A 14,944-nucleotide genomic window follows, 5' to 3' on the forward strand; every position below is an offset into this window, starting at 1 on the left:
ACCTCTTTTTTCATCTTAAGCTAATCAACTGAACAAAAGCAGCTCCTTCTTATTGACATTCTCAGGTAAGCCTTCATCGCAGTTTAGTCTTTGAACAGAACTTACTGGGTTCTTGGAGATAACCGCTTGTGCCTCAGCCTTTGTTTTTCGATGCTATCTTTAGGTATTTTGGCTAAAATATTGTACACTTTACATGTGCAAGAAATTTAGTTAGAGATATGAGGATAGAATGATGAAAAAGATGATGGTTTTATACAACGAAACTTCAGGAAGTAGTGAAAGTAAAGAGATTGCAGAACGCTTTAAAAAAGCTGCAGAAGCGAGAGGGGAAGCGGTTATTTTGCAACCTTCCAATCCAGACATTGATCCTGAAGAAATGCGGAAAAATGCCAAAGAAAATCAAGTGGGTGTCTTGGTCGTCATTGGTGGTGACGGGACCATTCATCATGCCGTTCAAAATTTTAAAGACACCATTCGTGACTATCAAATAGGGATTATTCCAGGTGGAACAGTCAATAATTTTGCGCGTGTGTTAAGTATTCCTTTGAAAGAAGAAGACGCCTTTGAGACTATTTTGGCAGGACAGACCACGCCAGTTGATTTTGGGATGGTAAATCAAGATGTGATGATTTCGACCTTAACGATTGGACTATTAGCGGACACAGCAGCAAATGTGACCCAACAGGAGAAACAAAAATATGGTCCTTTAGCCTTTACAAAGCAATTTTTCCGCTTATTAATGAAAAAGAAAAAATACAAACTAAAAATTGATGGCGATGAAAGACGTTGGCATGGCAAAGCCCAATTATTAACGATGACCATGACGAATTCTGCTGGCGGCTTTACCAATTTCGATGCCAATGCCACGCCAGATGACGGCGAAGTGCACATTATCATTTTACCTAAGTTAGTTTTTTACAAGTTTGTCTATTATTTACCTAAAATTATCAGAGGACAATTAAATGAAATTCCTGGTGTCGTGTATTTCTCTGGGAGTCAATTTAAAATTAGTGGCGAAAAAGACAAGAAAGTCCAAACACGAACAGATGGCGACCCTACCGATGATTTACCGATTAAAGTAACGGTGGAAGCTGGGGGACTCAACGTGTTTGTTCCTGAAACGTCCACATCTACGAAAGAATAAAAGAAACAACTGTTATTTTTTCGTGGAATAGATTTCTCATTTTGTGTACAATAGAACAGAAGAGAGGCAGTTGAGTGAACAGTGAAATGGGATGAATATGTTGATATATTCGATACAGATGTCGTTTCTAAAATTATTATTTTAAGAAACTTGCCAATTAATGAAGGCTGGATTGACATCAATGAGTTAGCAGAAGAATTACAATTAAACAAAAAATCAGTCAAAAAATACGTAGAGCTTCTAAAAGATGACATTACGTATTATGCTGTGGATAATGATGCTTCTTTGGCTTTTGAAAAGGGGCATGGTTATCGCTTGAACTTGGCGTCTAGCCAAGCGTTCCAGAAACTTTATACAGCAATTTTTCGGGATAGTTTAACTTATCAAGTAATGGAAGATTTATTCTGGGGTCGATTTAATGGAATTGTGCCAGCGACAGCAAAGTATCATACTAGTGATGCCACGATTCGGCGCTTGCTCAAAGGGTTTACAGAAATTTTAGCACCATTGGGTTTAGTAATTAATAAAAGTACCTGGAAAATTGAAGGCAATGAAGCGTATTTGCGCCATTTTGCTTACACTATTTTTATGGACTTAATCCGTGATACTTGGCCTTTTGACTATATACAAGAAACGGAAGTCGCACAAACTGTCCAAAAAATGATGGCTTTTTTCAACGTAGAAGTTGCGGAAACGGTGACACGCCGAGTTAAATATATGGTCGCTATCTCAAAAGTCCGGAGTGCGCAAGGCGCCGAATATCGACCTTCAGCCGAGCAAGAAACTTATTTAGAAGGTAATAAACATTACCAGGCCTTTATAGAAGAGATGACAGCTACAACCCTTTTCCTTAACAAAAACGATTTAACTTTTGTGTACTTTTTCTTGTTAGCCAATGACCAATTTTATCAAGATGAAGCCACTGCACAAGCAATTTTAGCGCATTTTGATGAGTCTGAAGCGCCTGTTTATATGTTGACTCATTTAGTCCAACATTTCTTATTAGAAGAAATACACATGACGCCGCAATTGGAGAAAATTCGTCCGCAAATTTTTTATTATTTGTTTGCTACACATTTATTTGCCGAACTTTACTATGTCCAAAATGTGAAAATGTACAATGTCTTTTGGAATAAAGTTAAAGAAAAATATCCGGTTCTTTTAGAAGAATTAAGCCAAGGCTTAAATCAACTTTACGAACAAACAGGCAATGAATTATTTACAAATAAAGAATTTTTGGCTCTGCGTTATTCTAGTGTTTTGGCGCTTTCCGATGATTTAATTCATCGCGAACAAAAAATTGTTTTAGGTTTAAAATCAGGCTTGCCAGTACTGGAAGAAGAACGGGTGAAACTTTCGATTGAAAATAATTTTCGTCGGTTCTATGCATTGGAAGTTTTACGATACAGTGAAGCAAGCAAAGAAGAATGGCAAAATATTGATTTACTATTAGTGACTTCTTTGGCAGATGTAGAAACGGGCCATCCAGAGATCTTTTTACTTTCAAGTGAGTTAACGTTTGAGCAATATAATCGTTTGAACCAAAAAATAGTAAAAATTAACGAGAAAAGAACCACGTCACTTTAATAAAAAATCAAAAAAATGGGCTTTTTTGAGGTATATGTCCGATAAATTGTAAAAAAATTTTTCTAAAAAGTAAAAAAAGACAAGAAGAAAACGTCAATAAGTAGGTAATCAACACCTACTTATTGACGTTTTCTCGTTGTTTTTTAATAAATACTGCGTCAATTCTTCTGAAAATTATGTCAAAAAGGTACTTTTTTTGCTTTTTTTATCGTAAATAATAGATGATTAGCTATTGATAGTAAAGGAACTACTACTTTTTTTAACAGGCGGTTAAAAAATATTGAGGGTTCTCACAAGAATTTTTCTATATAATAGAAAGAGCAAGGGAAGGAAGGCGGGATAGAATGAAAAAACGGATGGAACAAATTGAAGAAATCTTAAGTTGTGAAGAAAATAGTGCCGGTGTTCGATTAAAGGAATTGGTTGAGGCCTTAGAATTAGAAGTCACAAATCAAAACTTGTTAAAGGTAACAAGTATCTTACATATGAATCCAAAATTCAAAAAAATTTATGCATACGAAGACAGTCGTGTTATTACGCTGTATCAACTTTTACAAAATAAGCCGTTGGAAGTAACGGAATGAAAAGAGGAAAACACATGAAGAAAACAATACTTATTCTTCTATTTGGTTTATTGACGGTGGTTGGTCTACCAATGGTGACTGAAGCGGCTGAACCAGTTGATGCAACAGATGCAACAGATGCAACAATTTTTGGTGCGCAAGCGATGGTACCTAATAGCACAGAGGATCAAACAGATAAGTTACAGACATTACTGAGTCAGACAGCAAAGGAAGGACGGGCATTATTTTTACCACAGGGAAGTTATGCTCTGTCAAAAGATATTGCGATTTCTTCAAATTATCAATTAATTGGCGATACAACAGGAGCCACTATTTTACATAATGCTACAGGTGCACCGATTCAGCTAACAGACACAACGTACGGGACGAAAACCAATGTACGACTTCAAAATATTGCTTTTGACGGCATCAATGTGACCTTGAAATTGACGAATCAATTAACGCTAGCAAACAATATCTTCTATAATCCATTAAAAGGATTTGTGGTCAATTTAAATGCAGACATTGGCGTTAAGATTTCAGGCAATATTTTCATGCGAGACACAGCACACATGCAACCCAAGATTGATTTTAACCGAGCGATTTACATTGGTGGTTATTCAACACCAAGTCGCTTCCAGTATATGTCAGATGTAGACATCGTGGACAATCTATTTGGGTTAAAAGTGACAGAATTAGATGCAATTAAAAGTACCAGTCGTTCAGATTTAGCAGCGACTATTACACGTTTGCAAACAGCCATTGAAGCTGGTGCTATTTCAGTACCTAATGAACAAAATTATCTATCCACCGGGGTTAATTCTTTTAATATGCTGAAGGATGTAACTGTTCAACATAATTTTTTCTATTCACCTTATGATAATGAAGACTTGAATGGTCTGGTGGGAGATCATGCAATTTATTTCCGTGGTGCTCAAAACATCACGGTGGTGGGGAATCATTTACGTGGACTACAAAATGGTCCAGCTGGCGGATTTAAATTTAAATCAGGCCGTAATATTACGATTATGAATAATTATTTGCGAAATACAGGTCTCATTATGTATGGAACACCAGAGATTGGTTTGGCAGAAACACAAGCAGAGGGAGCTATTTCAGAATTATCCAACTGGCTAGTGGCTAATAACATTTTTGATTGGAAGTATTGGGACAATCAATATGCAATTGGAATGGAATACAATCGACATACAGGAAATAACAATGTGTTCAATGGCGTATTTATCAATAATCAGTTTGTTAACTACCACAATATTCCGCAAAACCGACGTCGGGAATTGTTAATCGCTAGTGGCGGTGGTTTCCGACCAGAAACGAGTTTTGTGAAAGACAATACTCGAGATGATGGCCTTAAAAACGGCCAATTATTGGTAGAAAATTGGACAGAGGCCGACTATCGTTTAATGCCAGCAACATGGGAATCGTTAATTTCACCAACACTTTATGAGCAATATAAAAATACGCCAATTCCGGTTAGAAATACTTTAGCAACCCCTGTGGCTACAACGATTGTGCAAGGACAATCAATCGATCCGCAGCAACTGGTTGCTAATACAAATGACGCGGATGAAGCAGTCCCAACTGCTAAAATCGTCAATCCAGAGGTTTTAAATGAAATCGGCCAACAAAAAGTGACTGTTCAATTAACTTATGAAACAGGTTCATTGGTAACAGTGAACGTACCGGTGACGGTAGAGGCTCCGGCAAAAAAGCTTGATTTGTCCCAACTACAAACCGTTTATGCTTCGATTGGTGAAGCAAACCAATATACGGTTTACTCTTGGCAGCTATTCACTGCCATTGGGCCTAAAACGATTGTTTCTTCCTATTATCAGCAGGCGACACAATTGTTAGCAGAAGGTCAGGTGAGTGGGGACAAAACTCAAGAACAAGTGGATCAGTTAACAAGTAATTTGCAATCTGCAATGAAAGTATTAGTCAAAAAAGCCGATATCACGCTAGAGCGTGCAGAAGCAGAAAATGAACTGGCAAGCGTTCATAAATTAGACGAATCTGTATATACCACAGACTCTTGGCAAGCCATGCAAGAAGCCTTAATAGATACAACAACTGGCGAAAGAAGCTCTAAGCAGTTACAACAACTGCTTGCTTGGTCAGATGAAGAATTATTAGAGCCAACACTTGGTGGCTTTAAAACGCCTGCAGATGCACAAAAGCGTATTAATCAATTAACACAAACCATAAAAACGGCGTTACTTCTGTTAGTTGAAAAATCAACAGAGACAACTAGTAACACAAGCGAAAGCAGCACCTCAAGCACGACAAGTGAAAGCAGTAGTACCAGCGAAAGCAGCACGCCAAGCACGACAAGTGAGAGCAGTAGTACGAGTGAAAGCAGCACCTCAAGTACAACTAGCGAAACCAGTAATACCAGCGAAAGCAGCACGCCAAGCACAACTAGCGAAACCAGTAATACCAGCGAAAGCAGCACCTCAAGCACGCCAAGTGAAAGCAGTAGTACCAGCGAAAGCAACACGCCAAGCACAACCAGCGAAACCAGTAATACCAGCGAAAGCAGCACCTCAAGTACGACAAGTGAGAGCAGTAGTACGAGTGAAAGCAACACGCCAAGCACAACCAGCGAAACTAGTAGTACCAGCGAAAGTAGTACCTCAAGTACGACAAGTGAAACAAGCAATACAAATGAAAGCAACACACCAAGTACAACCAGTAAAACAAGTAGTACCAGCGAAAGTAGTGCTTCAAGTACGACCAGCGCAACCAACAGTACAAGTGAGAGTAGCACCCCAAGCACTGTAAATGAAAGCAGCCAAAACAAAGGCCAGAATTCTGTCATTTACGCGGTAGAGTCTAATCAAGATCCTAATGACGCTCAAAGTAATTCAAAGCCCTCTGCCAAGGCTAGTCAAACAAAGGAATCAGTAGCAGAAAACCAAGCAACTAAACAGATACAGACGAATCAAGAATCGTCAGGAACAGTCAAAAAAGCGGATAATACGACCAAAATTGCCAAGAAAAAATTCCCCAAAACAGGGGAACAATCTTCAGCAGTTGGGAGCTTTCTAGGCCTGAGCTTTTTATCGTTAGCCATAGCAACCTATTGTTTTAAAGTGAAAAGATAACTCTTTAAAAACGGATAAGTAAACATCCTGAAACAAGAAATAGGACTTGTTTCAGGATGTTTTCATATAAAATTAAAAGAACTACAGTTTTTAGTGAAAAAACACACAAAAGTACTTGAATTTCTGTGATATAAGGGTAAAGTAAAGGAGGACAAAAAACAAAGGAAGTGAAATATTTGTATACACCAGATGAAATTTTAAGTATCAGTATTGAAAATGGTCAGAAAAAAATTCAAAAGCCTTTGGTAGCAAAACTCATTTTAGGATTTATCGGCGGGGCTATGATTTCCCTCGGCTATTTGGCTTATGTGCGTGTTTCCGCCTCTATTCCAGCAGATTTAGCCAGTGTTCAAGCTTTAGTGGGAGCTGCGGTTTTCCCGATTGGTCTAATTGTTATTTTAATGGCTGGTGGTGAGTTAATCACAGGAAATATGATGGCGGTGAGTACGGCTTGGTTTGCTAAAAAGGTCTCTTTCAGAGAATTACTCGTGAACTGGGTCACAATTACATTGGCAAATATGGTTGGCGCCCTATTTGTTGCCTATTTTTTTGGCCATTATTTAGGTTTAACCAGTAGCGGCGCCTATTTAAATCAGGTTCTTTCTCTTGCAGAACATAAAGTTGCAGCAACTTGGCTTCAAGCAATTATTTCAGGTATTGGCTGTAACTGGTTCGTAGGTCTGGCCTTATGGCTTTGTTATGGTGCGAAAGATGCAGCGGGGAAACTATTAGGCATCTGGTTTCCAGTAATGATTTTTGTTGCAATTGGCTTTCAGCATAGTGTGGCGAATGCATTCATCATTCCAGCCGCAATTTTTGAAGGCGGCGTTCAGTGGGGGGATTTTTTCCGTAATTTTATTTTTGTTTATTTAGGTAATATCATTGGTGGTGCCATTTTTGTTTCTGGCTTTTACTATTTAAGCTATCGCAAACATTAAATCCATTTAGCAGATAAAAACCTACACAAAGGCTAAATGCCTTTGTGCAGGTTTTTTCTTTTTAAACAAAAAGGAAAACGGTTGAAAAATTATTGCTAGATTTTTAAAACAATGTTACATTAATGTTACAAAAAGATTTCTGGAGGTAACGAAAAATGAAAAAAATTGCTTTGTTCAGTATGTTAACGTTCAGTGTATTGTCTTTAAGTCTAGCAGGATGTGGAAACAAAAAAACAGCAAGCACAAATGATTCTAAGCCAAAGCAAGAAACAAAGAAAGCCACGCAGAAATCCTCTAGTCAACAAGAAATGAAAAGTAGTCATTCGTCTGTCACGGGTCAAAATTCTAATGTGACAGGGGAAAATCCGTCAGAAAATGCCACGCAGCCTTCTGCAGGAACTGATGAAACGAATGAAGTCCCTCAAAATCAAACACCTGATACAAACATTATAATTACCAATGTTGTTTTCAATCCTGAAAGAAATGAAATTAATGGTACTACATTACCTAATGCAACCATTACAGCAACGGTAGTCGGTGATGCTTCTGCACAAGCAGGTGTTTTTTATGCGGATGCCAATGGCAATTTTACAGTAATTAGTCCCAGAGCGGGAGCGACTACTCAATTAATCGCAACCGTTGATCAACGGAATAGTGCACCTGTCCAAATTGATATTCCAAGTTCAGGACAAGAAGCAGCGCTTTCTTTTAGCAATATTACGATTGATCCGAAACAAGGGACAATTTCTGGTAAAACAGCACCTAATGCAACTATTTTAGTGTCACGTGCAGATGATGCGCGGGTGATTTTAGCAAGTTTTACTGCGGATGCCCAAGGGAATTTCACAGCCAGTAATTTAGTTCCCGGCACAAAAAATCGCTTAGACGTTACGTTAAATGGAGAAATAGGGACACCTTACTTGTTTGATTTACCAAATTAAAATAGAAGAGAAGTGATCAAAGCCACCAACGCTAGTTAGCGTTGGTGGCTTTGATGTTTTAAGCTTCTTCTTTTTTATGATTGCGGATATGTAAATAGATGGTATTTTTTGAAATACCTAATCGATCGGCAATCTTTATGACAGAATCTTTGAGATTAAAAATTCCTTGATCATATAAACGAATAACAATTTCTTTATTTTGATTCAAATGTGATACATTTGGATCGCTTTCTACTGCTTGTTTTACTTTTGTCAGTGAAGTAGTGATTAATTCGTCAATATTGTCAGAAAAATGTTCAGAATTTTTAAGCTCTTGGGACATATCATTTTGTTGTCCTGAAGGTAATAAGTCTTGCAAGTAATCAATTAATGGCATTTCTAAATGCATATTGATACAGATCAATCCAATAATACGATCATTTTCACCGATAACTGGAATGGTGGAAGATTTTAAAATAACCCCTTTTTGATTTTTATTGTAGTAGGGTTTCACAGCGTAATCATGTTCCGACTCTACTTGACTTAACATTTTTAACGCCATATCAGTAATGGGGGCACCTTCCTTGCGGTTACTGAAATGGCCATTGATGACTTTGATAGCTGAACTTTCCAAATTTTCTAAACTATGAAGAATGACTTCATGGGTACTACCAAAGAAGTTCCCTAATCCATCAAGCATTAAGGCATGTGAATGTAAGATTTGTTTATCTACTTCACTTAAACGTAAATATGACTCCAAGTGATATCCTCCCCTACACTGAAATTAATTTTAGTGTAATACTTTTTTAATGGAAAAGCAATAAGATTCTTTACGTTAAAAAAATACATTGACTAAACTTTTGTTTAGTCGTATACTCTGAATGTGGAATGAAATTTTTGTTACTCATTGTACTTTAGTTCATCGAAATGCTCGCTCATTCTTTCACTTGTTGAGCAATAAAAATTTTATTCAGGAGTACCATCCGTTATAAAAAAATATAGTTGGAGGCAAAGAAATGAAAACGTTATCAGGAATCTTGATGTTAGTCTTAGTTTTATGTGGCATGTCCCTATTCTCTTTTAAAGCACCGCGAGGGAAAAAATCTTTAAGTGCTTTGTCTGGTGCAGCTTGTGCCACCTTTCTACCAGAGGCATTTTTGCGGTATGCAGTAGGCGGCGTTTTTCATTTAGATTATGTGTCGCAAATTGGTGAAACTATGGGTAGTCTAGGTGGTTTAGCAGCTGGAGCTCTTGTGCCGCTAGCTTTCGGGATTAGTCCAGTTTTTTCAATTATTTTAGGTCTGTCATTGATTAAAGTCAGCTTGTTACCAGCTTTTATTACCGCGTATCTTTTATCTTTTGTTGTTGAGCAGATGCAAAAACGTATTCCAGAAGGGATTGACTTATTAGTCGTTATTTTAGTCATTCCAGTCGCTGCTTCGTTAGTTGCTGGTTTTATTCAACCCGTTGTATTAGGTGTCCTAGAAGTTATTGGGGGCACGATTTTAAGTGCAGTAGATGGCAATCCATATGTGATGGGCGCAATTTTAGGTGCTATTATCCCGATTGTTGGTATGACACCGTTAAGTTCAATGGTTTTAACTGCCTTGATTGGTTTGACTGGTGTACCAATGGCTGTCGGTGCGTTGACTTGTTACGGCAGTTCCATTGTCAATGCGGCGCTATTTAAAAAGTTAAAACTAGGCACAGCTTCAACCCCGTTAGCTGTGGCAATTGAGCCATTAACACAAGTCGATATCATCAGCTCCAATCCAATTCCTATTTACGCAACGAATTTATTTTCAGGAATGGTTAGTGGTATTGTAGTGACTTTCTTTGGCTTAAAAGTACCTGTGACAGGAATGGCAACGCCGTGGGCTGGTTTACTTGTGACATTAGGTAACAATGCCATTCAAACGACTTTACTAGCAGTAGCGATTATCACAGTGGTCAGTCTGATGTTTGGATTTTTAGGTGCGCTGGTCTTTAAACGTTACAGAATTGAAGTGGTGGATAATACACCAGAATTTGAAGGAACGACGGAAGTAACCAGTGAAAAAGAAAAAGAAGCAGTAAAAACCAAAGGAGGAGTTACGTATGAACACAGCTATGGCCATCAATAAACCTAAAAAAGTGAACAAAGTAATGAACTACAAAAGTTGTTTTGACATTATTGGTCCTATTATGATTGGTCCTTCTAGTTCGCATACAGCTGGGGCCTTAGCAATTGGCTTAGCGGCAAGAAAGTTATTCGGCGGAACGCCAGAAAAAATTGTGATTAAATACTATGAATCTTTTGCAGACACGCATAAAGGACATGGAACTGATTTTGCAATTATTGGCGGAATTCTTGGACTAGCAGCAGATGATGCCAACGTAACACAATCCATTGAACTTGCGGAAGAACAAGGAATCGAGATTCAATTTTTAGAAATGAGTGAAGAAAGTCCAGTGAAGCATGCTAATACAGCATGTGTGACACTCAGTGATGCAACGCACGAAATCCATTTAACAGGAATTTCTGTAGGTGGCGGTACTATCGAGGTGAAATACATTGAATTAGACGGTTTCAATGTCCAACTACATGGTCCTTTACCTATTTTGTTAGTCATTAATCAAGAAGAGCAGGCGATGCAAGCTTTTAAAGATATGTTACAAAAAAATAATATTCAAGTGAATGCGGTGTCTCGTTATGTGGAAGGGAATCAAATTTTATTCATCTTTGACTTAGATTCGGCACCAATTTCCTCGGTGAAAGAACAACTGTTTTCACTAGATGACACATCGAAAATAATCTTATTATGATAGGAGTTTGACATATGTACCTTTCGATTGAAGAATTTATCGATAAAGCTGAAAAAACAGGAAAAAAAATCTCTGATTTGATGATTGAGCAAGAAATGGAGCGTAGCCAAAAAAGCTATGAAGAAATTTGGACACAGATGGGTCAAAATTTGGATGTCATGGATGCTGCTGTCAAACGCTCACAAGAAGGAGCAGGCGTTTTTTCTCCTACTGGGTTAACGGGCGGTGATGCGGCGCGTTTAAAAAAATACCGCGCAGCTGGCAAAACGTTATCAGGTGATTTAATGATGTCTGCAGTTCAAGCCGCACTAGGTACTAATGAAGTCAATGCAGCAATGGGCGTTGTTTGCGCAACGCCAACCGCTGGTGCAAGTGGCACCTTACCAGGGGTTTTAACAGCGATTAAAAATACCTTGAATTTAACGCGTGATCAACAAATTCGTTTCTTGTTTACCAGTTCTTTATTTGGAATGGTCACAGCCAACAATGCGATGATTGCTGGTGCTGTTGGTGGATGTCAAGCCGAGGTAGGCAGTGCTTCAGCGATGGCCGCTGCTGCAGCTGTTGAAGCGGCTGGCGGAACACCACGCCAATCTTCTGAAGCTTTTGCTATGGCTTTAGGGAATTTATTAGGTTTAGTTTGTGACCCAGTGGCTGGGTTAGTCGAAATTCCTTGTGTTAAACGAAATACAGTAGGTGCAGGCAATGCGTTAATCGCTGCAGATATGGCTTTAGCTGGAATTGTAAATAAAATACCAGCAGATGAAGTGGTGGAAGCCATGAATAAAGTCGGCCGTCAATTACCACGAGAATTGAGAGAAACGGGTTTAGGTGGCTTAGCTGGCACAGCGACTGGCCAACGAATGAAGAATGAAATTTTTGAAAAAGTAAAATTCACCATTGTTTAAAATTTAATCATGAAGAGGGAAATAAGATGTTGGATATGAAAAAAATTCGCCAAAATGTAGAAGTGGTACAGAAAAAGTTAAAAACACGTGGTGTGGACGAGGAAGTTTTATTACGCTTTTTGGCTTTAGATGAAGAACGGAGAGCGTTACTTGTTAAAGTTGAAGAACTGAAAAAACACCGTAATCAGGTGTCAGGAGAAATTGCACAATTAAAGCGTGCACAAAAAGATGCTTCACAACAGTTGCTAAATATGCAAGAAGTTAGCGAGCAAATTAAAGTTTTAGACCAAGAAGTTGTTCATTTGCAAGAACAATGCACAGCAATTGCAGAACGTCTGCCTAACTTACCTCATGAGAGCGTACCTGTTGGCGCAGACGAAGCCGCCAACGTAGAAGTTCGGCGGTGGAGTACGCCGAAAACTTTTTCATTTGAACCGAAACCACATTGGGAAATCGGTGAAGCCTTAGGAATTTTAGATTTTGAAAGAGGCGCGAAAGTATCTGGTAGCCGTTTTCTTTATTACAAAGGCTTAGGGGCTCGTTTAGAACGAGCGGTCTATAATTTTATGTTAGATCAACATGTTAATGAACATGGTTATACCGAGGTGATTCCTCCTTATTTGGTCAATAGCAAAGCAATGTTTGGCACTGGTCAGTTTCCTAAGTTCAAAGAAGATGTCTTCCAAGTTGCAGAAAGTGATTTGACGCTGATTCCCACAGCGGAAGTCCCATTAACTAACTACTATAATAATGAAATTTTAGATGCGCAAGAGTTACCGATTTATTTCACTGCTTTAAGTCCTTCTTTTCGTTCGGAAGCGGGTAGCGCAGGCCGTGATACCCGAGGATTAATTCGTTTACACCAGTTCCATAAAGTAGAAATGGTTAAATTTAGTGATGCAGAACACTCCTATGAAGAATTAGAAAAAATGACCAACAATGCTGGAGACATTTTAGAAAAATTGGGCCTCCCTTATCGAGTGATTACTCTTTCGACAGGTGACATGGGCTTCTCGGCAGCGAAAACCTATGATTTAGAAGTTTGGATTCCGGCACAGAAAACGTATCGAGAAATTAGTTCTTGTTCAAACTGTGAAGACTTCCAAGCACGTCGGGCGTTGATTCGTTATCGTGATAAAACGGGTCATGTTCAATATGCCCACACTCTTAATGGGTCAGGACTTGCTGTTGGTCGAACAGTGGCTGCCATTTTGGAAAATTATCAAAATGAAGATGGCACCGTAACGATTCCAGAAGTTCTACGTCCTTATATGGGCGGTTTAACGAAAATAGATTAAAAAAGAAGGTTGATGTCACAACATCAACCTTCTTTTTTAATTCGTTAAATCCGTTAACCAATGCCCAATTTCTTGAAAAACTGTTGCTTTTTCCGTTTCTAATAAAATTTCATGACGCAATGTGGGAAATAGTCGTAACGTCACGTGCTGAAAACCTGCATGCTTTAATTGCTTTTGAATTTTCGCTGGACCCTTGCTGAAATCACCAACTGGGTCTTCAGCGCCACTAATGATTAAAATAGGCAATTCTTTTGGGATCGCTTGGTACCAATTCCTTTGATTGGCTCGTTTAACAAGCGAAAAAAGGGTAGCAAAACCATTGTTGGTAAATACGAAGCCCATTAATGGGTCATTTTCATAGTCAGCCACATTGGCTTGATTTTTAGAAAGCCAATTAAAGGAACTTGCTTCAGGAAATTTTTTACTAAAAGAACCAAATGCCAGCTTGTCAATGAACGGAGCTGGTTTTTTCGGCTGTTTCTCGGCCATTTTTTTAATAAAAGGCAATGCGGCGGTTAAAGGTAACGGACTTGTTCCAGTACCCATGAAAATGACTCCTTGCATAGTCACAGGATAGTCTTGCAGATAGTTGCGCAAGGCGAAAGACCCCATGCTGTGACCCATCATAAAATAGGGCAATTGTGGATAGCGATTCACAGCCCATTGTTTCACTTGATGAATATCTGTAACGACATTTTCAGGCCCTTGTTCTCCAAAAAAACCATAGATCGGTGCGTTTGGTTGTACAGATTCGCCATGACCTAGATGATCATGACCAATTACGGTAAATCCTAATTGATTTAAAAAACGAGCAAATTCATCATAACGTTGGATATGCTCTGCCATGCCGTGAATCAATTGAACTACGGCTTTGGGTGAAGGACAGGGCCAATGACGTACATTGAGCTGAGTTTGTTGATCGTTTGAAGTGAGTATGAATTGTTCAGTCATAAGAAACCCTTTCTTTGCTTTTTGATTATTATACAAAAAAAAGACGGTGTTCAAAAGAAAAACTCATGAGAAAACGCCTCAGCTTTCACTGAGACGCCTTTTTTTATTTATCTTTAATAAAAATAGCAATGATGTCAAAAAATAGTCGATTTTACTAAGTGATGAATTATGGGTGGTACAAATACTGCTGGAAATAGTTGTTAACTTCAAGGGCATCTTCTTTATTTTTTGAAAGAATTAAGATGGTATCATCCCCAGCGATGCAGCCCAAGATATGAGGGTTGTGGATACGTATGCGATCAATTAAAACCCCAATGGCTTGCCCGTTGCCAGGTAAGACGGTTAAAAGATTTGTGAACTCTATTTGTGTTAAAGAAACACCAGTTTCAATAATAATGTCAACAAGACGTTCTTCATCTGTTTTATATTTTGGACGAAGGGCAGAATTATTCAAGATACGATAATAGGCTTCTCCTTGACCATTGTCTACTTTGTTTAAATTCAGCTCACGAATGTCACGAGAAATAGTTGCTTGTGTGGTGTGAATATTTTCTTTTTCCAATAATGCTAGTAATTCACTTTGTGTATGGATTTCATTTTCTGTGACCAATCGCTTAATCATCGTTTGGCGTTTTAATCGGTTCATTACTTTCCTCCAGTTCAGTTAATCATGCAAAAAAACATCATTGCTGTTATTTAAAACGGTGC

General features: G+C 38.4%; 13 protein-coding genes. 10 read left to right on the top strand and 3 right to left on the bottom strand.

Annotated features, from left to right (window positions below; genetic code table 11):
* Positions 1-229: 229 nt before the first annotated feature.
* The 6 genes from IGL23_RS00680 (at position 230) to IGL23_RS00705 (ending at position 8,295) form a co-directional block, all read left to right on the top strand.
* Positions 230-1,144: a diacylglycerol/lipid kinase family protein gene (locus IGL23_RS00680; RefSeq protein ID WP_002387466.1), complete on the top strand. Its 915-nt coding sequence runs from the start codon at positions 230-232 to the stop codon at positions 1,142-1,144.
* A gap of 81 nt (positions 1,145-1,225) precedes the next feature.
* On the top strand, positions 1,226-2,731 hold the full coding sequence (locus tag IGL23_RS00685) for a helix-turn-helix domain-containing protein (protein ID WP_002390358.1): 1,506 nt from the start codon (positions 1,226-1,228) through the stop codon (positions 2,729-2,731).
* Between the two features lie 344 nt (positions 2,732-3,075).
* Positions 3,076-3,315, top strand: a complete 240-nt coding sequence (locus IGL23_RS00690) for a hypothetical protein (protein ID WP_002356115.1) — start codon at positions 3,076-3,078, stop codon at positions 3,313-3,315.
* Positions 3,312-6,416 carry a glycosyl hydrolase family 28-related protein gene (locus tag IGL23_RS00695; protein WP_033595323.1) on the top strand — a complete coding sequence of 1,035 codons (3,105 nt, stop codon included), beginning with the start codon at positions 3,312-3,314 and terminating at the stop codon, positions 6,414-6,416. The genes IGL23_RS00690 and IGL23_RS00695 overlap by 4 nt, the downstream gene beginning before the upstream one ends.
* A gap of 176 nt (positions 6,417-6,592) precedes the next feature.
* Positions 6,593-7,354 (top strand): formate/nitrite transporter family protein, encoded by a 762-nt coding sequence (locus IGL23_RS00700; protein ID WP_002389593.1) that lies wholly within the window; start codon positions 6,593-6,595, stop codon positions 7,352-7,354.
* A gap of 155 nt (positions 7,355-7,509) precedes the next feature.
* Positions 7,510-8,295, top strand: coding sequence for a hypothetical protein (locus tag IGL23_RS00705; protein ID WP_002395232.1), 786 nt, complete (start codon positions 7,510-7,512; stop codon positions 8,293-8,295).
* Between the two features lie 58 nt (positions 8,296-8,353).
* Here IGL23_RS00705 and IGL23_RS00710 read toward each other — a convergent pair whose 3' ends face one another.
* Positions 8,354-8,974 carry a helix-turn-helix transcriptional regulator gene (locus tag IGL23_RS00710; protein WP_002383467.1) on the bottom strand — a complete coding sequence of 207 codons (621 nt, stop codon included), beginning with the start codon at positions 8,972-8,974 and terminating at the stop codon, positions 8,354-8,356.
* Positions 8,975-9,290: 316 nt separating this feature from the next.
* Between IGL23_RS00710 and IGL23_RS00715 the strand changes: the two genes are divergently transcribed.
* From IGL23_RS00715 to serS, 4 genes are read left to right on the top strand one after another with little or no spacing between them, the layout of a single operon-like run.
* On the top strand, positions 9,291-10,397 hold the full coding sequence (locus IGL23_RS00715; RefSeq protein WP_033595320.1) for a PTS sugar transporter subunit IIC: 1,107 nt from the start codon (positions 9,291-9,293) through the stop codon (positions 10,395-10,397).
* Positions 10,384-11,079 carry an L-serine ammonia-lyase, iron-sulfur-dependent subunit beta gene (sdaAB, locus tag IGL23_RS00720; RefSeq protein ID WP_033595326.1) on the top strand — a complete coding sequence of 232 codons (696 nt, stop codon included), beginning with the start codon at positions 10,384-10,386 and terminating at the stop codon, positions 11,077-11,079. Before IGL23_RS00715 ends, sdaAB begins: the two co-directional genes overlap by 14 nt.
* 14 nt (positions 11,080-11,093) lie before the next feature.
* Entirely contained in the window at positions 11,094-11,987 is an 894-nt protein-coding gene (gene sdaAA / locus IGL23_RS00725; protein ID WP_002356122.1) for an L-serine ammonia-lyase, iron-sulfur-dependent, subunit alpha, read from the top strand.
* Positions 11,988-12,013: 26 nt separating this feature from the next.
* On the top strand, positions 12,014-13,285 hold the full coding sequence (gene serS, locus IGL23_RS00730; RefSeq protein WP_002356123.1) for a serine--tRNA ligase: 1,272 nt from the start codon (positions 12,014-12,016) through the stop codon (positions 13,283-13,285).
* A gap of 36 nt (positions 13,286-13,321) precedes the next feature.
* On the opposite strand, the gene IGL23_RS00735 is transcribed toward serS, so the two are convergent.
* A complete protein-coding gene (locus IGL23_RS00735; protein ID WP_033595325.1) occupies positions 13,322-14,272 on the bottom strand; it encodes an alpha/beta hydrolase in 951 nt (316 codons plus the stop codon).
* A 130-nt stretch (positions 14,273-14,402) separates the two neighbouring features.
* Positions 14,403-14,882 carry an arginine repressor gene (locus tag IGL23_RS00740; RefSeq protein WP_002356125.1) on the bottom strand — a complete coding sequence of 160 codons (480 nt, stop codon included), beginning with the start codon at positions 14,880-14,882 and terminating at the stop codon, positions 14,403-14,405.
* Positions 14,883-14,944 lie beyond the last annotated feature (62 nt).

Source organism: Enterococcus sp. MSG3299 (assembly GCF_050555765.1).
GTDB classification, from domain to species: Bacteria; Bacillota; Bacilli; order Lactobacillales; family Enterococcaceae; genus Enterococcus; species Enterococcus faecalis.